The 20455-nt window shown below is 65.8% G+C and carries 19 protein-coding genes and 1 tRNA gene; all 20 read right to left on the bottom strand.

The features are described 5' to 3' along the window. Positions 1-43: 43 nt before the first annotated feature. The 20 genes from BHS09_RS15205 to tuf all read right to left on the bottom strand — a co-directional run bounded on the left by BHS09_RS15205 (position 44) and on the right by tuf (position 20454). Complete coding sequence (locus tag BHS09_RS15205) at positions 44-1066, bottom strand: carbohydrate kinase family protein (protein ID WP_140798226.1); 1023 nt, start codon at positions 1064-1066, stop codon at positions 44-46. Continuing rightward, a complete protein-coding gene (gene recO / locus BHS09_RS15200) occupies positions 1063-1797 on the bottom strand; it encodes a DNA repair protein RecO (protein ID WP_140790800.1) in 735 nt (244 codons plus the stop codon). The genes BHS09_RS15205 and recO overlap by 4 nt, the downstream gene beginning before the upstream one ends. Positions 1798-1806: 9 nt before the next feature. Beyond that, complete coding sequence (locus BHS09_RS15195; protein ID WP_002640879.1) at positions 1807-2193, bottom strand: helix-turn-helix domain-containing protein; 387 nt, start codon at positions 2191-2193, stop codon at positions 1807-1809. A gap of 22 nt (positions 2194-2215) precedes the next feature. Further along, a complete protein-coding gene (gene tgl / locus BHS09_RS15190) occupies positions 2216-2977 on the bottom strand; it encodes a social motility TPR repeat lipoprotein Tgl (protein ID WP_140790799.1) in 762 nt (253 codons plus the stop codon). 37 nt (positions 2978-3014) lie between these two features. Then, positions 3015-3482 (bottom strand): social motility and stimulation tgl protein, encoded by a 468-nt coding sequence (locus BHS09_RS15185; protein WP_140790797.1) that lies wholly within the window; start codon positions 3480-3482, stop codon positions 3015-3017. A gap of 32 nt (positions 3483-3514) precedes the next feature. Continuing rightward, positions 3515-4204, bottom strand: a complete 690-nt coding sequence (locus BHS09_RS15180; RefSeq protein WP_418764019.1) for a hypothetical protein — start codon at positions 4202-4204, stop codon at positions 3515-3517. Between the two features lie 129 nt (positions 4205-4333). Then, the gene (locus BHS09_RS15175; protein WP_011553131.1) at positions 4334-5074 is read right to left on the bottom strand and encodes a lytic transglycosylase domain-containing protein; all 741 of its coding nucleotides are present in this window, start codon (positions 5072-5074) and stop codon (positions 4334-4336) included. Continuing rightward, the gene (locus tag BHS09_RS15170; RefSeq protein WP_140790794.1) at positions 5071-5421 is read right to left on the bottom strand and encodes a phasin family protein; all 351 of its coding nucleotides are present in this window, start codon (positions 5419-5421) and stop codon (positions 5071-5073) included. Before BHS09_RS15170 ends, BHS09_RS15175 begins: the two co-directional genes overlap by 4 nt. 172 nt (positions 5422-5593) lie before the next feature. Continuing rightward, positions 5594-6121, bottom strand: a complete 528-nt coding sequence (locus BHS09_RS15165) for a hypothetical protein (protein ID WP_140790792.1) — start codon at positions 6119-6121, stop codon at positions 5594-5596. Between the two features lie 210 nt (positions 6122-6331). Further along, entirely contained in the window at positions 6332-10543 is a 4212-nt protein-coding gene (rpoC, locus tag BHS09_RS15160) for a DNA-directed RNA polymerase subunit beta' (protein ID WP_140798224.1), read from the bottom strand. A 135-nt stretch (positions 10544-10678) separates the two neighbouring features. Next, the gene (rpoB, locus tag BHS09_RS15155; RefSeq protein ID WP_140790789.1) at positions 10679-14905 is read right to left on the bottom strand and encodes a DNA-directed RNA polymerase subunit beta; all 4227 of its coding nucleotides are present in this window, start codon (positions 14903-14905) and stop codon (positions 10679-10681) included. Positions 14906-15082: 177 nt separating this feature from the next. Continuing rightward, positions 15083-15451: a 50S ribosomal protein L7/L12 gene (gene rplL, locus BHS09_RS15150; protein ID WP_011553126.1), complete on the bottom strand. Its 369-nt coding sequence runs from the start codon at positions 15449-15451 to the stop codon at positions 15083-15085. Positions 15452-15553: 102 nt separating this feature from the next. Then, entirely contained in the window at positions 15554-16075 is a 522-nt protein-coding gene (gene rplJ / locus BHS09_RS15145) for a 50S ribosomal protein L10 (protein WP_140790787.1), read from the bottom strand. 396 nt (positions 16076-16471) lie between these two features. Continuing rightward, positions 16472-17185 (bottom strand): 50S ribosomal protein L1, encoded by a 714-nt coding sequence (rplA, locus tag BHS09_RS15140; protein ID WP_140790785.1) that lies wholly within the window; start codon positions 17183-17185, stop codon positions 16472-16474. Positions 17186-17221: 36 nt separating this feature from the next. Beyond that, positions 17222-17668, bottom strand: a complete 447-nt coding sequence (gene rplK / locus BHS09_RS15135) for a 50S ribosomal protein L11 (RefSeq protein ID WP_140790783.1) — start codon at positions 17666-17668, stop codon at positions 17222-17224. A 146-nt stretch (positions 17669-17814) separates the two neighbouring features. After that, a complete protein-coding gene (gene nusG / locus BHS09_RS15130; protein ID WP_090494984.1) occupies positions 17815-18357 on the bottom strand; it encodes a transcription termination/antitermination protein NusG in 543 nt (180 codons plus the stop codon). Beyond that, positions 18357-18800 (bottom strand): preprotein translocase subunit SecE, encoded by a 444-nt coding sequence (secE, locus tag BHS09_RS15125; protein WP_140790781.1) that lies wholly within the window; start codon positions 18798-18800, stop codon positions 18357-18359. The genes nusG and secE overlap by 1 nt, the downstream gene beginning before the upstream one ends. A gap of 100 nt (positions 18801-18900) precedes the next feature. Next, positions 18901-18976, bottom strand: a tRNA-Trp gene (locus BHS09_RS15120). A gap of 23 nt (positions 18977-18999) precedes the next feature. Beyond that, positions 19000-19164 (bottom strand): 50S ribosomal protein L33, encoded by a 165-nt coding sequence (gene rpmG / locus BHS09_RS15115; protein WP_011553120.1) that lies wholly within the window; start codon positions 19162-19164, stop codon positions 19000-19002. A 99-nt stretch (positions 19165-19263) separates the two neighbouring features. Then, complete coding sequence (gene tuf, locus BHS09_RS15110) at positions 19264-20454, bottom strand: elongation factor Tu (protein ID WP_140790779.1); 1191 nt, start codon at positions 20452-20454, stop codon at positions 19264-19266. Position 20455: the final 1 nt, after the last annotated feature.

Below are 20455 nucleotides of genomic sequence, written 5' to 3'. Positions count from 1 at the left end.
CAGACGATTGTTCGTCGGACGCGACGACACCACCGTCACGGCGCTACGCGCGAGAACTGTCCGGACGCGACGGCATGACCTGAGCCAGCACTTCCGCCCGGGGAAGCCCATCCACCGCACCGAGCTTCTCCACGACACGGGCCCCGACCTCACACGCGAACGTGGCCAGCGCCACCAACTCCTCACCTGTCGCATCGCGCAGCCCCTCAGCGCCGCCGTACCAGCGCACCAACCCCTGCAACAGGCCCGCGACGAAACCATCGCCAGCACCGGTGGTGTCGACGACGCGCGTCTGCGGCGCCTCGACGTGGATGCGCTCCCCCTTCCACAGCAGCAGCGCGCCACGCTCGCCCAGCGTCACCACGGGCAGCGGAACGCCCATCGCGGCCAGTCGCGTCAGCGCTTCGTGGGGCACCTCCGTCCCCGTGACGAAGCCAATCTCCTCCTCGGAGAGCTTCACCACGGTGCACAGCGGGAGCATCCGCGCCAGCAGGCCCTTCAGGAGAGACGTGTCCTCCCACGCATGCAGCCGCAAGTTGGGGTCACAGCTCACGATGAGCCCCGCGTCGCGCGCCAGCCCCAGCATCCGCACCGCGGCCTCCTGCGCCTCCGGCCACTGGAGCGAGTTGGAGCCACAGTGCACTGCCTTCGCCCCCGACAGGAACGCCGCGTCGACATCCGCCTGTCCCAGCAGGAACTCAGCGGAGCGTGTCCGGAAGAAGGTGAAGCTGCGCTCGCCCTTCCCATCCAGGGAGATGAACACCAGCCCGGTGCGGGCCTCCGCCGTCTGGCGCAGGTGACTCACGTCCACGCCTTCCGCCGCCAATCGCTCGCGAAGGAAGTGCCCGAACTCATCCGCGCCCACCACGCCCAGCATGGCCGGACGCAGCCCCAACCGGGCCAGCCCCACCGCGACATTCGCCGGCGAGCCACCGGGGCACGGATGCCACGCGGGTACGTCACGCACGCGGTGCCCTGGAGCCGCCGGGAGGAAGTCAACCAACGTCTCGCCAAAGCACACGACATCCAGCGGCGGCATGAGCCCCTCGCTTCCGAACTTCGTCAATCCAGGCCCACCTGGGCCATGAAGTCCACGCTCTTGAGGCGGCGACCCAGGTGATGGGCAATGAAGACATTGAGCAGGCCGCGAGCACGCGCGCGCAGGTCCGGCGGCAGCGGCGTGCGCGCCCCTTCCTGGAGCGCGCGCAGGCCCGACAGCAGCGCCAGCGGCACCGCCACGGACTCTCGCGCACGGGCTCCACACGGCTCACACACCGCGCCGCCATGGGCCTGGTCGAAACGAGGACGCTCGCCTGGAGCGCCGCCACACAGCGAGCACGAATCAAACCGAGGCATCAACCCCGCGTGCGCCAGCGCGGACAGCTCGAAAGCCAAGAGCGACGTGGGCCCGGCCTCCTTCGCATCCAGTCGCGTCAGGTACGACTCCAGCAGGGCGAACAGCTCCGGCTGCGGCTCATGGTCCCGCGTCAGCTCGCGGCACAGCTCCACCGCGTACAGGGCCCGGGCAATCAGGGACAGGTCCTCGCGCGCCGCATAGAAGCCCGCGACGATGTCCGTGCCGTCCAGCCGCACCGTGCTGCCGCGCGTCTCGACGATGTGCACGCGAAGCCGCATGAACGGCTCCAGCGCGCCGGCGAAGCGCCGCTTGCTCTTGCGTGCGCCCGCAGCGAAGGCCGTCAGCTTCCCATGCTCGCGCGTCAGCAAGGTGACGAGCCGGTCGGACTCGCCATAGTCCACCGAGGACAGCACGAGCGCGTCGTCGTCGTATCGCTCCATGGAGATGCTTCAACGCGCGAGCGGACTGGGAAGCTTTCCGCTCAGCACCAGGAACAGGTACACGCCCAGGAGCAGGGCCGCCAGCAGCACGGACAGCCCCACGTAGGCCCGCTTGCGCCGCTCCTGCTCCAACTGCACGGGAGATGGCGCCGGGACGGACTTGTCCACCTCCTCGTAGCGCAGCACGGCCTCTTCCGGAGACATGCCGATGACCTGCGCGTACGCGCGGATGTAGTTCACCACGAAGATGCGCGAGGGCAGCCGTTCCACCTGACCGGCCTCGAGCGCGGTGATGAGTGTGGGAGGAATCTTGGTCTCCCGCGCGACGTCGTCACGCGAGAGCCCTCGGAGTTCTCGCTGCTGGCTCAGGTATTTGCCGAAATCGACGTGGTCCACGGGTCCCCAGATACCCAACGCGCTAGAGCTTTTCCAGCAGCCTCCGGCAGTCGTCCTTCAGCACCTGTTCACCAGCTTTCGCCTTGGTCTCACAGGTGGCGAAGGCTGCCTTCGCCGCATCGACCTGCCCCAGCTTCGCCTGGCAGACGCCCTCACGCATGTACGCTTCCGCCACGTCCGGGCAATTCTCGCGGTAGTGCGTGAACTGGCGGCACGCCTCGGAGGTGCGCCCCGTCTCGTCGTAGATGAGACCCAGGTTCTTGTAGCCCAAACAGAAGTTGGGGTTGGTCGTCACCGCGGCCTTGATGCTCTCCACCGCGCGCTCCGGCTCGCCCTTCTTGTAGTACGCCCACCCCAGGTTTCCCTGGGCGATGAAGGGCGTCGGGTAGAGCATGTCGTTGAGGACCAACTCATAGAGTTTGATGGCGTCGTCGTAGCGGCCCTGGTCCAGGTGCACGTTGGCGAGGTTGGTGCGCGCCTCGGAGAAGTCGGGGCGAACCTCCAGCGCCTTGGTGTAGTGCTTGACGGCCTCGTCGGGACGGCGGAACGCCAGGTGCAGCAGGATGCCCATGGCGTTGTTCGCATCGGGGTAGTCCGGGTCGTTCTTCAGCGACAGCTGCAGCTCGCGCAGCGCCTCCTGGAGCTCGCCGGCCTGCTGGGCCTGCAACGCCAGGTCGTAGTGAATCTCGGCGCTCCGCTTCTCCTTCTCCGTGGGCGTGTGGGAGCAACCGGAGGACACCAGCAGCAGCGCGAGCGAACAGGACGCGGTGGAAAGGCGGAACATGGGGAGCGGCTCTCGACGAGGGTGAGGGGGCGGTGACTCAGAAGGCGGCCAGGAAGCGGCCCAGGGTGGTGGTGACGTTCTTCTTCTCCTCGGCGCGCGCCACCACGGCGGGCACGAGCGTCGGGTCCTTGAAGAACACCGGCAACGTCTTGAGCTGCTCGTCCTGCTGCTCGGGGGCCATCGCGCGCCAGTTGGCGTCGTCCATCATGAACCCGAGCGACTCCACGAAGGCCAGCGCGTCCCCCTCGTCGTCGCGGTACTCATCCGCTGACACGTTGCGCCGGCCGGACAGGTACACCGCGCAGTCCGCGGCCTCCGCAAGATACAGGTACACGAAGACAGCCGCGGTCCCCTGCCCTCCCCGGAGGCCCACGACGAAGGCCTGCGCCGGACCTGCCTGCTTGCCCGGAATGGCCACGTGCGGCGTGTTGAGGGAGGTATGCAGCGCCAGGATTTGTTCCCGCGTGGCGGGCAGCCCGCGGTAGCGCTCGTCGAGGTTGAACACGGTTGTCTCCGTTACCCGAAGCCCCGCACCAGTCAGCGCGTGGTGAGGGTGAACTCCTGCGTCGCATCCTGCGTGTCCGCCGCCGTCTTCTGGAAGCGGAGGATGGGATTGTCGATCATCACGTTCCCGCCGCCCTCGTTCCCCTCGCCAATGATGACCCGAAACACGTGGGCAGGCGAACTGCTGCGCGCGTCCCCGGCATTCCCCTTCCGGGCGATGAACGTCACCTTGTTCGCCCCCGGCTGCAGGTTGCGGGTGATGTCCACCACCACCTGGTCCTCGTTGCCGCGCAGCTTGCGCAGCCACGTGGAGTTGATGAACACGTCGATGTCGTACCCCGTCATCCCCGGCACCGTCTGCTCCGTCACCAGCCAGTAGCGCTGGGTGAGGCGCCCGGGGGCCGTCGGTGTGCCAGGCGCCTGCTGCGCCGCGGGAGGCGCCTTCGCGACGGGGGCGGCCGTCCCTGGAGCGGCGGCACCGGGCGTCGGAGCCTGGGCCGAGGGCGCTGGAGGCGTCACCGCCGTCACGCGGGCCGCGTAGCCAGGCGCGTCGATGTGCACGTTGCCGGCCTCGTCGATGCGGACGGTGGCCTTCTCGAACTTCTGGTTGGTGACGCCGTCAATCTTGACGCCGTTGAGGAAGACGGAGCCGGCGTGCACCCCGAAAGGGGCCAGGGTCAGGGCGGCGGCAAGCGCGGCGCTGGGGAACAGGGGGTTCTTCATGCGGGTCACTCCTGAGAATCTCCAACAGTCCCGGGCACTTGGAACGCTTAGCGCACCCGGCGGGACGGAACAAGGCGCGCGTACACCCCGTTGGAGCGTCCCAACTGCCCGGAGATTCACCCCACCCACTCAGGGCATCGGCTCGGGAGGCACCTCGCGCTGCGCCAGGGCCCAGTCACCGCCCAGCCCGTGGCCCTCACGGAAGCGCCGGAAGTCCCGGCGGACGGCGCGCGGATAGCGCCGGAAGCGCTCCAGTTCGCCCTGCTTGATGGCGTTGCGGATGCGGGTGGGGCCGGCGTTGTAGGCCATCAGGGCCAGGTCCAGGTCCCCACCGAAGCGCTCCTGCAGCGAGCGCAGGTAACGGATGCCCAGCCGCACGCAAAGCGCGGTGTCCGCAGTCACTTCCTCGCGGGACAGGCGCAGGCCTTCCTTCTCCGCCAGGAAGTGCAGCGTGCTGGGTTTGATCTGCATCAACCCGCGCGCGCCCTTCACGGACACTGCATCTTCCGTGAAGTCCGACTCCACGTCGATGATGGCCAGGATCAGCAGCGGATCATACGCGAGCCGCCCAGCCTCCTCGGCGATGGCCTGGATGAGCTGCCGGCGCAGCGTCAGGCCCAGGTCCGGGGCCCGGCGCGCCAGCACCGCGTCGATGAGCGACGCCTCGGGGGAGATGACCTCCGCCGCCACGACGCCCGGGACGACGGGCTGCACCGGCCGCTCTTCCAGCAACGGCACCAGCCGCGCGGACACGACGAGCGCGGCCCCCGCGAGCAGCGGGAGCCGGGAACAACCCGAGCTGAAGGCGTGGAGACGTTCGAAGAGCCGCGTACCGAAAGACCTCCCGCCCGAGGGGGCGGGAGCTTTCACTTCCGGTGCTCCAGGGCCTGGATGCGCTCGGCCAGCTTGTCCAGCCGGGTTCCAAACGCCGACAGCTCCTCGCGGCGGGGCAGCTTCATCTTCGTCAGGGCCTGGCGCACCCGCTCTTCCACGTTGTGCTCCAGGTCCTTGCGGTGGCCCACCAGCCGCTCACTGAACTCCCGGGCCTGGCGCTTCACCTCGTCCTGGCTCCAACCCGCCACCGCGGCCACGCGCTGCACGGCCCGCGAGGCTTCTTCCTCGGCCGTATTCACCGCCAGCAGGGCCTGGCTCCAGAGACGCTCGAACGTCTCCGTCACAGGGTGCTTCTCTCGGGGGGCCTCGGGCTTGTTGTCCATGGGGTCTCTCCGGGAGGTGTACGGGCCAGACGTTCAGGCCCGACCCGGTCGGGGAACGGCCGAAATAAGCACACCCCCGATGTGAAGGGAACGACGGCGATGTGCCTCCCCCTTCTCTTTCGTACTCCGAGAAGGGGAGAGGTCGCACTATCTGTCGGGATTCGACGGGACTTCAGGCGCGCGGCGAGGACGAGGGGCTGCTCGCGGGCTTCGCGCCGTTCACCCGGCGGACCGGCTTCAGGAGCGAGTCCACCTTGCGGGACAGCTTCGCCAGCTCCTTGTTGAGGTCCTTCAGCTGCGCCTGGCTGGCCACGCCCACGGCCTCGACGACGCGCGTCTGGATACCGTCAAAGCGCTTGCGCAGCTCGGTGCCCGCGGCGTCCACGCGCCGGCCCAGCTCGGTGCTGGCCTCGTTGGCGCGCTTGCTCAGCTCCTGCACGCGGGGGTCTGTCAGCAGCTCACCGGCCTGGAACTTCGTCCACAGCGCCTGGGCCTCCTTGGCGGCCTCCTGCCCACGGGACTCCAAGGTCTTCACCACCTTGCCCGCTTCGCCTTCCAGTTCCTCGATGCGCTTCTGCGCCTGGGAAAGCTGGGCCTTCAGAAAGCTCTCCACGTTCTGCGCCAGTCCGCTCTTTGCAGCGGCCTCGGAGCTCTGAACTTCGTTCTGCGTCGCCTCGGTCTCGGTCTTCGTCGTGGCCATACCGTCCTCCCCTATCCCGGCTTTCGCCGGGCGGTAACCAGGTGCGTCACTTCAACGTTCAACAGCTAACGCAGCGCGCCATAAGCGTCAAGCCAACGACGAGCCCATAACGCGATTAGCCATAAACAAAGGAAAACCGCCGCCCCAGAGAAAGCTCTGGGAGCGGCGGTTGTCTCTCAGCGAACGCTTTGAGGACGGCTGGGGCGCGGATTAGGCCGCGCCGGTCGTCTGCGCGCCTACCGGGCGGGAAGGCTCGCCCAGGGGGCCGGTGTCGCCGTGAGTGGCGGCCAGGGCGGCCTCCATCTCGTTGACCTCGTCGGTGGGGCTCTCCACCGCGATGTCCAGGTGCTTGTAGTTCGGCAGACCCGTGCCGGCGGGGATGAGCCGGCCCATGATGACGTTCTCCTTGAGGCCGCGCAGGTAGTCCACCTTGCCGTTGATGGCGGCCTCGGTGAGCACCTTGGTGGTCTCCTGGAAGGACGACGCGGAGATGAAGGACTCGGTGGAGAGCGAGGCCTTGGTGATGCCGAGCAGCAGCGGCTCGCCAACGGCGGGACGCTTGCCTTCCGACATGACCTTTTCGTTCTCCTCCTCGAACACCCACTTCTCGACCTGCTCGTCGACCAGGAAGTTGGTGTCACCCACATCGGTGACGCGCACGCGGCGGAGCATCTGCCGCACGATGGTCTCGATGTGCTTGTCGTTGATCTTCACGCCCTGCAGTCGGTAGACCTCCTGCACTTCGTCCACCAGGTAGCGCGCGAGTTCCTTCTCTCCGAGCACCTTGAGGATGTCGTGCGGGTTCGCCGAGCCGTCCATCATCGCCTCGCCGGCCTTCACGCGGTCGCCGGAGTGGACGCTGATGTTCTTGCCCTTGGAGATCAGGTACTCCTTGGCCAGGTCCGTGCGCTGCTCACCGTTCACCTCGGGGGTGATGATGAGCTTGCGCTTGCCCTTGGTGTCCTTGCCGAACGACACCACGCCGTCGATCTCCGCGATCGCCGCCGCGTCCTTCGGCTTGCGCGCCTCGAAGAGCTCGGCCACGCGAGGCAGACCGCCCGTGATGTCCTTGGTCTTCGTCGTCTCGCGCGGCACCTTGGCGATGACCTCGCCCGGGTGGATCTCATCGCCGTCGTTGACGGTGATGATGGAGCCCTGCGGCAGGAAGTAGCTCGCCGGGTTGCGGGAGCTGGGCAGGTCCTTCACGTTGCCGTTGGCGTCGCGGATGGTGACGCGCGGACGCGCCTCCGGGTCCTTGGACTCGATGACCGTCTTACGCGACAGACCGGTCACCTCGTCCAGCGCCTCGGACATCGTCACGCCTTCGATGATGTCCTCGTAGCGCACGACACCGCCGACCTCGGTCAGCAGCGGAATCGCGAACGGGTCCCACTCCGCCATGAGGACGCCCGGCTCGATGCGCTGGCCTTCCTTCACGAGGATGCGGGCACCGTAGATGACCTGGTAACGCTCGCGCTCGCGGCCCGAGTCGTCCACGACGACGATTTCGCCGTTGCGGTTCATGGCCACCAGCGTGCCGTCCGTCTTCTGCACGGTGGTGAGGCCCGCGAACTTCACGCTACCCGCGTAGCGGTTCTCCAGGCTGGACTGCTCCGCGCGCCGCGTCGCCGCACCACCGATGTGGAAGGTGCGCATCGTGAGCTGGGTACCCGGCTCACCGATGGACTGCGCCGCGATGACGCCGACCGCCTCACCCACGGACACCTTGCGGCCGCGGGCCAGGTCACGGCCGTAGCACTCCACGCAGATGCCGCGCTTGGCCTGGCAGGTGAGCACCGAGCGGATCTTCACCTTGTCCATGCCGCTGTTCTCGATGCGGCGGACGCGGTCCTCGTCGATCTCCTCGTTGGCGCGCACCAGCACCTCGCCCGTCACGGGGTCGAGGATGTCGTCCAGGGCCACGCGGCCCAGGATGCGCTCGCCGAGCGGCTCGATGATCTCGCCGCCCTCCACCAGGGCGCCGATGAACAGGCCGTCCATGGTGCCGCAGTCGTACTCGTTGATGATGGCGTCCTGCGCCACGTCCACGAGACGGCGGGTGAGGTAACCGGAGTTGGCCGTCTTGAGCGCCGTGTCCGCCAGACCCTTACGAGCGCCGTGCGTGGAGATGAAGTACTGCAGCACGGAGAGGCCTTCACGGAAGTTGGCCGTGATGGGCGTCTCGATGATTTCGCCGGAGGGCTTCGCCATCAGGCCACGCATACCCGCCAGCTGACGGATCTGCTGAGCGCTACCACGCGCGCCCGAGTCGGCCATGATGTAGATGGGGTTGAAGGACGGCTGCTTGCGCGTCTCGCGCTTGCCGTCGCGGTCCCCGGACGTCTCCTCCTGGGAGATCTGCTGCATCATCTCCTGGGCGACCTTCTCGGTGATCTCCGCCCAGATATCGATGACCTTGTTGTAGCGCTCGCCGTCGGTGATGAGGCCCTCGAGGTACTGGTTCTCGATCTCCGACACTTCCTTGCGCGCGAAGTCCAGGAACTCCTGCTTCTTCGCAGGGATGATCATGTCCTTGAGCGCGATGGAGATACCGGCGCGGGTGGCGTTGTAGTAGCCGAGGCTGCGCACGCGGTCCGCGAGGAGCACCGTCTCCTTCTCACCCGTGAGGCGGTAGCAGAGGTCGATGAGGCCGCCGAGCGACTTCTTGTCGAGCACCTTGTTGATGGCGTCGAAGCCCACCGCGCGCGGGACGACCTCCCACAGGAGGACGCGGCCGACGGTGGTCTCCTTGCGCTTGCCGTCGATGCGGCAGACGACCTTCGCCTGGAGGTGCACTTCGCCGTGGTCGTACGCGGCACGCACCTCGTCCGGCGAGGCGAACACGCGGCCCTCGCCGTTGGCGAATTCGCGGGCGCGGGTCATGTAGTAGATGCCGAGCACCATGTCCTGCGTCGGGACGATGATGGGCTTGCCGTTCGCGGGGCTGAGGATGTTGTTCGTCGACATCATCAGCACGCGGGCCTCCATCTGAGCCTCGATGGAGAGCGGCACGTGCACGGCCATCTGGTCGCCGTCGAAGTCGGCGTTGAAGGCGGCGCACACCAGCGGGTGCAGCTGGATGGCCTTGCCTTCAATCAGCACGGGCTCGAAGGCCTGCATGCCCAGACGGTGCAGCGTGGGGGCGCGGTTGAGGAGCACCGGGTGCTCGCGGATGACGTCCTCGAGGATGTCCCAGACCTCGGGACGCTCCTTCTCCACCATCTTCTTCGCGGACTTGATGGTGGTGACGTAACCCTTCTCTTCGAGCTTGTTGTAGATGAACGGCTTGAAGAGTTCGAGCGCCATGATCTTCGGCAGACCGCACTGGTGCAGGCGCAGCTCGGGGCCCACCACGATGACGGAGCGGCCCGAGTAGTCCACGCGCTTGCCGAGCAGGTTCTGGCGGAACCGGCCCTGCTTGCCCTTGAGCATGTCGGACAGCGACTTCAGCGGGCGCTTGTTGGGGCCCGTGATCGTCTTGCCGCGACGGCCGTTGTCGAACAGCGCGTCCACGGCCTCCTGCAGCATCCGCTTCTCGTTGCGGATGATGATGTCCGGAGCGTTCAGCTCCTGGAGGCGCTTCAGACGGTTGTTGCGGTTGATGACGCGGCGGTACAGGTCGTTCAGGTCGGAGGTCGCGAAGCGGCCACCGTCCAGGGGAACGAGCGGACGCAGGTCCGGCGGAATCACCGGAATCACGTCCAGCATCATCCACTCCGGCTTGTTGCCGGAAACGCGGAACGCCTCGGCCACCTTCAGGCGCTTGGCGTACTTCTTCCGCTTCGCCTCGCTGGTGGTCTCACGCATGTCCTTGCGCAGCTCTTCGGACAGCTTCTCCACGTCCAGCGACTTGAGCATCTCGCGGACGGCCTCGCCGCCCATGCCCGTGGTGAAGGAGTCCTCACCGTGCTCCTGGTAGAGCCGGTGCATCTTGTCCTCGCTGATGAGCTCGCCCTTCTGCAGCGGCGTCGCCTTCGGATCGAGGACGATGTAGCTCTCGCAGTAGAGGACCTTCTCCAGCTCCTTCAGCGTGATGTCGAGCAGGTTGCCGATGCGGCTCGGCAGCGACTTGAGGAACCAGATGTGGGCCACCGGCGTGGCCAGGGTGATGTGGCCCAGGCGCTCACGGCGCACCTTGGACTGGATGACCTCCACGCCGCACTTCTCGCACACCACGCCGCGGTGCTTCATGCGCTTGTACTTGCCGCAGTTGCACTCGTAGTCCTTCACCGGTCCGAAGATGCGGGCGCAGAAGAGCCCATCCCGCTCCGGCTTGAACGTGCGGTAGTTGATCGTCTCCGGCTTCTTCACCTCGCCATGGGACCACTGGCGAATCTTGTCGGGCGACGCCAGCGCAATGCGGATGGCGTTGAACGACAGCGGGTCCTTCGGCTTCTCGAAGAAGTTGAAAATGTCCTTCACGTTGCCTCCGAAATCTCGTTGGGCGCCCCCCTCTTCCAAGGGGGGCCGCCAGCTGATTCGGGCCCCCGCCCCGTTCCGGCCGCGCCCGCCCCTTTCGGGACGGCGGGCGGCCGGTCAGGCGGGCGCTCCGTGCAATCAGGCCTCGGTTCCCGTCTTGCGCTCCTCGCCGTCACCACCGCCGAGGAAGTCGCCTCCGAAGCTGCGCTGCCGCTCCGGCGGGGCGCTCTCCAGCAACTCCACGTCGAGCGCGAGCGACTGGAGTTCCTTGAGGAGCACGTTGAACGACTCGGGCAGGCCGCTCTCCAGGACGTTGTCGCCCTTGACGATGGCCTCGTACATGCGCGTGCGGCCCACCACGTCGTCCGACTTGACGGTGAGGAACTCCTGCAGCGTGTACGCCGCGCCGTAGGCCTCCATCGCCCAGACTTCCATCTCGCCCAGACGCTGACCGCCGAACTGCGCCTTGCCGCCCAGGGGCTGCTGCGTGACGAGCGAGTAGGGCCCGATGGAGCGGGCGTGGATCTTCTCGTCCACCAGGTGGTGCAGCTTCAGCATGTACATGACGCCCACGGTGACGTTCTGGTCGAACGGCTCACCGGTGCGCCCGTCGAAGAGCACCATCTGGCCCGTGCGGGGCAGCTGACCCTCGTCCAGCAAGGCGTGGATCTCCGTCTCCTGCGCGCCGTCGAAGACGGGCGTGGCGACGTGGATGCCCCGCTTGGAGCGGCGGCACAGCTGCTTGATCTCCTCGTCGTCGAGCTTGTCGAGGAACTCGCCGAACGCCGGGTCGCTGTAGATGACCTTGAGGCGCTCCTTGATGGCGTCCGAGCTCCAGTTGGACTCGACGTAGCGCTGCAGCGCTTCGCCGGTGCCCTTGGCGGCCCAGCCCAGGTGCGTCTCGAGGATCTGCCCGATGTTCATGCGCGAGGGCACGCCCAGCGGGTTGAGGACGATGTCCACCGGACGCCCGTCCTCCAGGTACGGCATGTCCTCCTCGGGGAGGATGCGGGACACGACGCCCTTGTTTCCGTGGCGGCCGGCCATCTTGTCGCCCACGGCCAGCTTGCGCTTGATGGCGACGTACACCTTCACCATCTTGATGACGCCCGGCGGCAGCTCGTCGCCCTTCTTGATGCGGGCGATCTTCTCGCCGAAGGCCAGCTTCACGGCCTCCTTCGTCTCCTCCAGGTTGCGGAGGATGTCGCGCAGGCGGGAGTCCAGCGGGTCGCCGACGGAGATCTCACCCCAGTACTTGTAGGGCACCGTGGACAGCAGCTCGTCGTCGAGGATGTCCCCCTTCTTCAGGAGGATCTTCCCCTTGTCGTCCACGAGCTTGCCCTGGACCTCCTTGGTGCGCACCAGGCCGCGGATGCGGCCGAACGCGCTGTCCTGGAGGACCTTGATCTCGTCGTTCTGGTCCTTGAGGAGCTTCGCCTCCTCCATGGACTCGATCTGCTTGGCGCGCTCGTCCTTCTCCACGCCCTTGCGGCTGAACACCTTGGCGTTGATGACGGTGCCCACCACGCCCGGCGGGACGCGCAGCGAGCTGTCACGCACGTCGCCGGCCTTCTCGCCGAAGATGGCGCGCAGCAGCTTCTCTTCGGGAGACAGCTGCGTTTCGCCCTTCGGGGTGATCTTGCCCACCAGCACGTCGCCGGGCTTCACCTCGGCGCCGATGCGGATGATGCCGCTCTCGTCGAGGTCCTTGAGGGCCTCCTCACCCACGTTCGGGATGTCGCGGGTGATCTCCTCCTTGCCCAGCTTGGTGTCGCGCGCGATGCACTCGAACTCCTCGATGTGGATCGACGTGAAGACGTCGTCCTTGAGGATGCGCTCGCTGATGAGGATGGAGTCCTCGAAGTTGTAGCCCTGCCACGGCATGAACGCGACGACCACGTTCTGCCCCAGCGCCAGCTCGCCCGTTTCCGTCGCCGGACCGTCGGCGATGACGTCACCCTTCGTCACCCGGTCGCCCTTGCTGATGATGGGCTTCTGGTTGAGGCAGGTGTTCTGGTTGGAGCGCTGGTACTTGAGCAGGTTGTAGATGTCGACCTCGCTCGTGACATCGCTCAGCGAGGCCGGCACGTCCGCCTTCACCACGATGCGGCCGGCGTCCACGCTCTCCACGATGCCGTCGCGCCGGGCCACGCAGGTGACGCCGGAGTCGCGGGCGACAATGGCCTCGATGCCCGTGCCCACCAGCGGCGCCGCGGTGCGCAGCAGCGGAACGGCCTGGCGCTGCATGTTCGAGCCCATGAGCGCGCGGTTGGCGTCGTCGTTCTCCAGGAACGGGATGAGCGACGCGGCCACCGACACCAGCTGCTTCGGGGACACGTCCATCAGGTCGACGTCCTCGGCGCGCGCCTGGACGAACTCACCACCCCGGCGGCTGGACACCAGTGCGTTGGCGAACTTGCCCTTCTTGTCCGTCTCCGCGTTCGCCTGGGCGATCGTGTGCTTCTCCTCCTCAAGGGCGGAGTAGAAGGCCACGTCGTTCGTCACCACGCCCGCCTCGACCTTGCGGTACGGCGTCTCCACGAAGCCGAACTCGTTGACGCGCGCGTAGGTGGACAGCGACGCGATGAGGCCGATGTTCGGACCTTCCGGCGTCTCGATGGGGCAGATGCGGCCGTAGTGCGTCGGGTGCACGTCGCGCACCTCGAAGCCGGCGCGCTCACGGGTGAGGCCGCCGGGCCCGAGCGCCGAAAGGCGCCGCTTGTGCGTGACCTCGGACAGGGGGTTCGTCTGGTCCATGAACTGCGACAGCTGGCTGGACCCGAAGAACTCCTTGATGACCGCCGTGACAGGCTTGGCGTTGATGAGATCGTGCGGCATGAGCGTCTCGATCTCCTGGAGGCTCATGCGCTCCTTGATCGCCCGCTCCATGCGCACCAGGCCGATGCGGTACTGGTTCTCCAGCAGCTCGCCCACCGCGCGGACGCGGCGGTTGCCCAGGTGGTCGATGTCGTCGATGGTCCCCTTGCCGTTCTTCAGATCGATCAGGTAGCGGATCACCTCGAGGATGTCCCGCTTGGTGAGGATCTGCCCGTCGAGCGGCTCCTCGAGGCCGAACTTGAAGTTCAGCTTGAGGCGGCCGACCTTGGAGAGGTCGTAGCGCTCCGGGTTGAAGAACAGGTTGGTGAACAGGTTGATGGCCGTCTCCGGCGTCGGCGGATCGCCAGGGCGCAGGCGGCGGTAGATCTCCATGATGGACTGCTCGGGGGTCTCGAGCTTGTCCAGCATCAACGTCTCACGCAGGTACGGGCCCACGTTGAGGTTGTCGATGAAGAGGACCTTGAACTCCTTGATGCCGTGCTTGAGGAGCTCGTCGACCTTCTCCTGGGTGACTTCCTCGTTGCACTCGAGGAGCACCACGCCGTTGGTCTCTTCGACCACGTCGTAGGCGGACACCTTGGTGAAGAGCTCGTCCGCATCGATCGGGAGCGTCTTCATCTTCGCCGCTTCGAGCTTCTTGATGGCGGCGCGGGTGAACTTGCGGTTCTTCTTGACGATCAGCTCGCCCGTCTTGGTCTTGATGTCGCGGGTCGCGCGCTGACCGGGCAGCAGTTCGAGTTCGACGCTCTTCTCGAACTCCTCCGCGCTGTGGAGGTAGATCGTCTCCGTCGCGTAGTAGTAGTTGAGGATTTCCTCGGTGGAGCCCTTGAACTCCAGCGGGTTCTTCTTCGCGGTGTCCGGGACGGCGCCGAGCGCGCGGATGAGCACCGTGGCCGGCAGCTTGCGGCGGCGGTCAATGCGAACGTACAGCAGGTCCTTGTGGTCGAACTCGAAGTCGATCCACGAACCGCGGTAGGGAATGATGCGGGCGTTGTAGAGCAGCTTGCCAGACGAGTGGCTCTTGCCCTTGTCGTGGTCGAAGAAGGCGCCCGGGCTGCGGTGCAGTTGGCTGACGACGACGCGCTCGGTACCGTTGATGATGAAGGTGCCGTTCTGGGTCATCAGCGGGATTTCGCCGAAGTAGACCTCCTGCTCCTTCACGTCGCGGATGGACTGGGCGCCGGTCTCCTCGTCCTTGTCCCACACGACCAGGCGCACGACGACCTTGATGGGCGCCGAATACGTCATGCCACGCTGGTGGCACTCATCCACGTCGTACTTCGGGCGCTCCAGGTGGTAGCTCACGAACTCCAGCGAGGAGGTCTCGTTGAAGTCGCGGATGGGGAACACCGACTTGAAGACGCCCTGAAGACCGAGGTCCTCGCGCTTGTCGGCGGCAATGTCCGCCTGGAGGAACTTCTCGTAGGACTGCTTCTGGATGTTGATAAGATTGGGAATGTCGATGATCTTCGCGATCTTCGCGAAGGTCTTCCGCACGCGGAAATTGTTCTGGATCTGCGTCGGCATTCTGGCTCCGGGGACGACTGCTCGGGCGGGCAAACTTCAGTAACGCGCGGCGGCGCCGGGAAATTTGCAACGGTCAAATGGGCAAAGCCGGCGCCCCCACTCAGGGAGCGCCGGCCTGCACATCCGGTCAGGAGGCTGCCCGAAATTTCCCGGAAAACCGGACAGTCCCTGTAGAAACTACTTGATGTCGACGGTCGCACCAGCCGCGGTGAGCTGGTCCTTGATCTTCTTGGCGTCGTCCTTGTTGACGCCTTCCTTGACGTTCTTCGGAGCGCCCTCGACCAGGTCCTTGGCCTCCTTCAGGCCCAGGCCGGTGATCGCGCGGATCTCCTTGATGACGTTGATCTTGTTGGCGCCGGCGTTGGCCAGCACCACCGTGAACTCCGTCTTCTCCTCGACAGGAGCGGCGGCGGCGGCCGGGCCCGCGGCAACGGCCACGGCGGCGGCGGAAACGCCCCACTTGCTCTCGAGCTGCTTCACGAGCTCGGCCGCCTCGAGGACGGTCAGAGAGGAGAGCTGGTCAACAATCGCGTTCAGGTCAGCCATTGAAATGTGTCCTTCTGGTTTCGACTAACGGCCAACTCCCCTTTGGAGAGTTCCGGCCGGAGAGGTTGCGGTAGAAAAACTTCTCGAACAGATGAGGGCTTCTCAGCCCTGCGCCTTGTCCGCGTTGGCCTGGACGACTCGGGCGAGCTGCGAACCCGGAGCCGCGATGGTCCGAACCAGCTTGCTCGCGGGCTGGCTGATGACGCCCAGCAGCTGCGCGCGAAGCTCGGGCAGACCCGGCAGCTTCGCCAGGGCCTTCACGCCAGCGACGTCGACCTTGCGGCCTTCGACGACGGCGGTGCGGATCTTGATCTTGTCCTCGATGTCCTTCGTGAACTCGACCAGGATCTTCGCGGGAGCCACCACGTCGCCGTAGCTGATGCACAGGGCCACGGGGCCCGTGAAGTCATCAGCGATGACCGACACGGACGTGCCCTGCGCGGCACGGCGCGCCAGCGTGTTCTTGATGACCTTGTACTCGACGTTGCCCTCGCGGAACTTCTTGCGGAGCTTGGTCACCGTCTCCACGTCCACCTTGGTGAACTCGGCGACGACGGCGGAGGTCGTCCTCGAGAACTTCTCGTGGAGCTCCTTGATCATCTCTTCCTTCTCGCTCTTCAGCACTTTGACTCACCTCCTTACTGGGCCCGCCTTTTCAGGACGGGCGTGATGCCTGGGCCAAAGTGGCAGAGCGAGAGGAGCCTCGAGAGGCACCACACCGCACCTCCAGTCTCGGCAGGGCTGACCTTGCGGTCGTTTGAACCAGGGGTCGAAGGTGCCGTCCGGCCGGTTGCCCGGCTGCCAACGGAACATGCACCCTCTCCACCCAGGTCCCTGCTGTCATGAACCAGGTGTCGGGACGCCGCGCCTCACGACGTGGCGCCCCAATTGCAAAAGCCGGGGGCCTATACCCCCGGCTTCAGCAAAGATCCAGAACTTTCGAACCTGTGACGTCAGACAGGTGACAACCCTGACCCAAAGCCAGGGCTGCGCCCCCCTGTCCGTGCGTCCGGGCGGCGATTAGCCGTGGCGCACCTTGATCTCCGTGGTGTCGAGCTTGATGCCCGGGCCCATGGAGGACGAGATGGCGATCCCCTGGAGGTACACACCCTTCGCGGCGGCCGGCTTCAGCTTCATCACCAGGTCCACCAGGGCGTTGAAGTTGGCCTCGAGCTTCTCCACCTCGAAGGAGGACTTGCCCAGCTTCGCGTGGACGATACCGGCCTTCTCGGCGCGGAAGTCGACCTTACCACCCTTGGCGTCACGAATGGCCTTCGCGACGTCCATGGTCACCGTGCCGACCTTCGGGTTCGGCATCAGGCCACGGGGACCGAGCACCTTACCGAGGCGACCGACGACACCCATCATGTCCGGGGTGGCGATGACGGTGTCGAAGTCGAGGAAGCCCTCCTCGATACGCTTCTGGAGGTCCTCGGCGCCGACCACGTCCGCGCCGGCGTTGGTCGCGTCGGTGGCCTTCTCGCCCTTGGCGAACACGGCCACGCGCACGGTGGCGCCGGTGCCGTGCGGGAGCACCACGGCGCCACGGACCATCTGGTCCGCGTGCTTCGGGTCCACGCCCAGGTTGATGGAGACGTCGACCGTCTGGTCGTACTTGGTGGAGCGAGCCTCCACCGTCTTCTTCAGGAGCTGAAAGCCCTCGCCGATGGCGTAGCGCTTATCGCGGTCAACCAGAGCGGCGGCCGCACGGAACTTCTTCCCAGTCTTAGCCATGACAGAAATCCTTGTCGTGAGTGGGTGCGCGGCGGCCTAGCCGACGACGTCGATGCCCATGGAGCGTGCGGTGCCAGCAATGGTGTTCATGCAGGCCTCGAGCGACGCGGCGGTGGTGTCCTGGATCTTCTTCTTCGCGATTTCCTCGAGCTGAGCGCGGGTGATCTGCCCGACCTTCTCCTTGCCCGGCTTCTTCGCGCCCGAACCCTTCTTCTTCTCCGTGTGGAGACCCGCGGCCTTCTTGATGAGGACGGCGGCGGGCGGGGTCTTCAGGATGAAGGTGAAGGAGCGGTCCGCATACACGGTGATGACCACCGGGATGATGAGACCTTCCTTGGCTTCCGCCTGGGTCTTCGCGTTGAACTGCTTGCAGAACTCCATGATGTTCACGCCCTGCTGACCGAGCGCGGGGCCGATCGGCGGAGCGGGGTTCGCCTTACCGGCGGGAATCTGCAGCTTGACCTGACCTGTGATCTTCTTCATCGAACGACAACTGCCTTTCGAGTGGGTGGTGCGAGCGGGCTACCAGACGGGGAAGCCCTCCCACCCATGAGTCCGGCCCCGATACGGGGACCAGAAATGCGAACGCCGCGCACTCCATACAGGGGTGCACGGCGTGGCATCAACTGCTAGCCGGTGGTCTTCTCCACCTGCATGAAGTCGAGCTCCACCGGGGTGGCGCGGCCGAAGATGCTGACCAGCACCTTCACCCTGCCCTTCTCGGCGTTGACCTCTTCCACGGTGCCGTTGAAGTTGGCGAACGGACCGTCGATGACGCGCACCGTGTCGCCGTCGTCGAACTGCACCTTGGGCTTCGGCTTGAGCGTGCCTTCGGAGATCTGGGACGTCAGCCGCGCAACCTCCTGGTCGGAGATGGGCAGCGGGTTCTGGTGCTGCGCCGTTCCCGGAAAGCCGGTGATCTTCGGCGTGTTCTTCACCAGGTGGAGCGTCCGGTCGTTCAGCTCCATCTGCACGAAGATGTAGCCGGGGAAGAACTTGCGGCGAGAGGTCTTCTTCTCACCCTTCACCATTTCGACGACCTGTTCCATCGGAATCAGGATTTCACCGAACTGGTCCTGAAGGCCCTCCAGACGAACCTTCTCTTCCAGGCTCTTCTTCGCCTGGTTCTCGAAGTTCGAGTAGGTGTGGACCACGTACCATTTCATCGCCATTACAGCTTCCCCCACACGGCCGGCAGCCACTCCACCATCAGGTTGTAGGCGGCGGTATCGATGCAGAAGAGGATGACGGCGGCCACCAGGGACGCCACGACCACGGCCATGGTCGACGCCTTGGTCTCCGACCAGGTGGGCCAGGTGACCTTCATCAACTCCGAAGCGACGTCGATGGACAGCGCATGGGTGCGCGGGTGGAAGTACGCGCCCACGGCCAATCCCACGGACAGCACGTAGCTCACCAGGGTGGAGACCTTCCAGTCCAAGCCCTCGATGAGGACCGGGTCGCTCCAGCTGAACCTCGCCCACAGCAACCCGAGCAGGCGCTCCAGGAAGAGGGCCAGGACGATGCCGACGAGAAGATAGAAGATGACCACGAGCCGCTTCGGATCCATCGCCGAGCGGTTAGCCTGCTGGCTGGCCTCTGATGCCGTCGCCATGGTGCCTCACGAGGTACTGCGGATGCGAATTCGCGGAACTGCGAAAACACAGGAACCCCCGGCACCTCCAGGTACCGGGGGCCCCGCGACTACTGAGAGTTGGCAGGCCAGGAGGGATTCGAACCCCCAACACGCGGATTTGGAGACCGCTGCTCTACCGTTGGAGCTACTGGCCTAGAACCTTCCCTGAACTACCGACCTAGACCTTACCTTCCTTGTGGTCCTGGTGCTTGCGGCAACGAGGACAGAACTTGCTCAGCTCAAGCTTGTCCTGGCTCTTCCGCTTGTTCTTCGTGGTCGTGTAGTTCCGCTCCTTGCACACAGTGCACTCGAGCGAAATGATGGAACGATTGCCCTTCGGCATGACCTACCTCACCAGATACGAGAAGGGAAGGCTACCACAACGCAGCCCTCCCCTCGGAATCGGGACAGTGAGCCCGGCGGCCTTGCGGCCGACCCGGCATTACTCGATGACTTCCGCCACGACGCCAGCGCCCACGGTGCGGCCACCCTCGCGAACAGCGAAGCGCAGCTCCTTCTCCATGGCCACAGGGGTGATGAGGTCCACCTCGATGGCAATGTTGTCGCCCGGCATCACCATTTCGACGTTCTCCGGCAGCTTCACCGTGCCCGTCACGTCCGTGGTGCGGAAGTAGAACTGCGGCCGGTACCCCTTGAAGAACGGGGTGTGACGACCACCCTCTTCCTTCGAGAGCACGTAGATCTGCGCCTTGAACTTGGTGTGCGGGGTGATGCTGCCCGGCTTGGCCAGCACCTGACCGCGCTCCATGTCCTCGCGCTTCAGTCCGCGCACCAGCGCGCCGATGTTGTCGCCCGCCATGCCCATGTCCAGCAGCTTGCGGAACATCTCCACGCCCGTGACAACCGTCTTCTGCGTCGGCCGCAGACCGACGACTTCCACTTCCTCGCCGACCTTGATGATACCGCGCTCGACGCGGCCCGTGGCCACCGTGCCGCGGCCGGAGATGGAGAACACGTCCTCCACCGGCATCAGGAAGGGCTTGTCCGTCGCGCGCTGCGGCGTCGGAATGTAGCTGTCCACCGCCTCCATCAGCTTCAGGATGGCCGGCTCGCCGATGTCGCTGGTGTCACCCTCGAGCGCCTTGAGCGCCGAGCCCGGGACGATGGGGATGTCGTCGCCAGGGAACTCGTACTTCTTCAGCAGGTCGCGGACTTCCATCTCCACGAGCTCGCGCAGCTCGGGGTCGTCCAGCATGTCCACCTTGTTCAGGAAGACCACGATGTACGGAACACCGACCTGGCGCGCCAGCAGGATGTGCTCACGGGTCTGCGGCATCGGGCCGTCCGCCGCCGACACCACCAGGATGGCGCCGTCCATCTGCGCCGCGCCCGTGATCATGTTCTTCACGTAGTCGGCGTGGCCCGGACAGTCGACGTGGGCATAGTGCCGGCTCGCCGTCTGATATTCCACGTGCGAGGTGGAGATCGTGATACCGCGCTCACGCTCCTCCGGCGCCTTGTCAATCAGATCGTACGCCAGAAACGTGGCGCCGCCCGTCTTCGCCAGCACCTTGGTGATGGCGGCCGTCAGCGACGTCTTGCCGTGGTCCACGTGTCCGATCGTGCCGATGTTCACGTGGGGCTTGTTACGCTCGAACTTCTCCTTGGCCATG

It is taken from the genome of Myxococcus xanthus (assembly GCF_006402735.1).
Classification (GTDB): Bacteria; Myxococcota; Myxococcia; order Myxococcales; family Myxococcaceae; genus Myxococcus; species Myxococcus xanthus_A.
The sequence above is the reverse complement of the archived record's forward strand: the minus strand, read 5'-3'. Positions and strand labels throughout refer to the sequence as shown.

What these genes read in the sequence shown, in the direction of transcription:
- rplA (WP_140790785.1), bottom strand. Translation starts at nt 17,185, where the DNA reads ATGGCTAAGACTGGGAAGAAGTTCCGTGCGGCCGCCGCTCTGGTTGAC.
- rpmG (WP_011553120.1), bottom strand. Translation starts at nt 19,164, where the DNA reads ATGCCGAAGGGCAATCGTTCCATCATTTCGCTCGAGTGCACTGTGTGC.
- recO (WP_140790800.1), bottom strand. Translation starts at nt 1,797, where the DNA reads ATGGAGCGATACGACGACGACGCGCTCGTGCTGTCCTCGGTGGACTAT.
- tgl (WP_140790799.1), bottom strand. Translation starts at nt 2,977, where the DNA reads ATGTTCCGCCTTTCCACCGCGTCCTGTTCGCTCGCGCTGCTGCTGGTG.
- rplK (WP_140790783.1), bottom strand. Translation starts at nt 17,668, where the DNA reads ATGAAGAAGATCACAGGTCAGGTCAAGCTGCAGATTCCCGCCGGTAAG.
- BHS09_RS15170 (WP_140790794.1), bottom strand. Translation starts at nt 5,421, where the DNA reads ATGGACAACAAGCCCGAGGCCCCCCGAGAGAAGCACCCTGTGACGGAG.
- nusG (WP_090494984.1), bottom strand. Translation starts at nt 18,357, where the DNA reads ATGGCGATGAAATGGTACGTGGTCCACACCTACTCGAACTTCGAGAAC.
- rplL (WP_011553126.1), bottom strand. Translation starts at nt 15,451, where the DNA reads ATGGCTGACCTGAACGCGATTGTTGACCAGCTCTCCTCTCTGACCGTC.
- tuf (WP_140790779.1), bottom strand. Translation starts at nt 20,454, where the DNA reads ATGGCCAAGGAGAAGTTCGAGCGTAACAAGCCCCACGTGAACATCGGC.
- BHS09_RS15180 (WP_418764019.1), bottom strand. Translation starts at nt 4,204, where the DNA reads ATGAAGAACCCCCTGTTCCCCAGCGCCGCGCTTGCCGCCGCCCTGACC.
- BHS09_RS15165 (WP_140790792.1), bottom strand. Translation starts at nt 6,121, where the DNA reads ATGGCCACGACGAAGACCGAGACCGAGGCGACGCAGAACGAAGTTCAG.
- secE (WP_140790781.1), bottom strand. Translation starts at nt 18,800, where the DNA reads ATGGCGACGGCATCAGAGGCCAGCCAGCAGGCTAACCGCTCGGCGATG.
- rpoB (WP_140790789.1), bottom strand. Translation starts at nt 14,905, where the DNA reads ATGCCGACGCAGATCCAGAACAATTTCCGCGTGCGGAAGACCTTCGCG.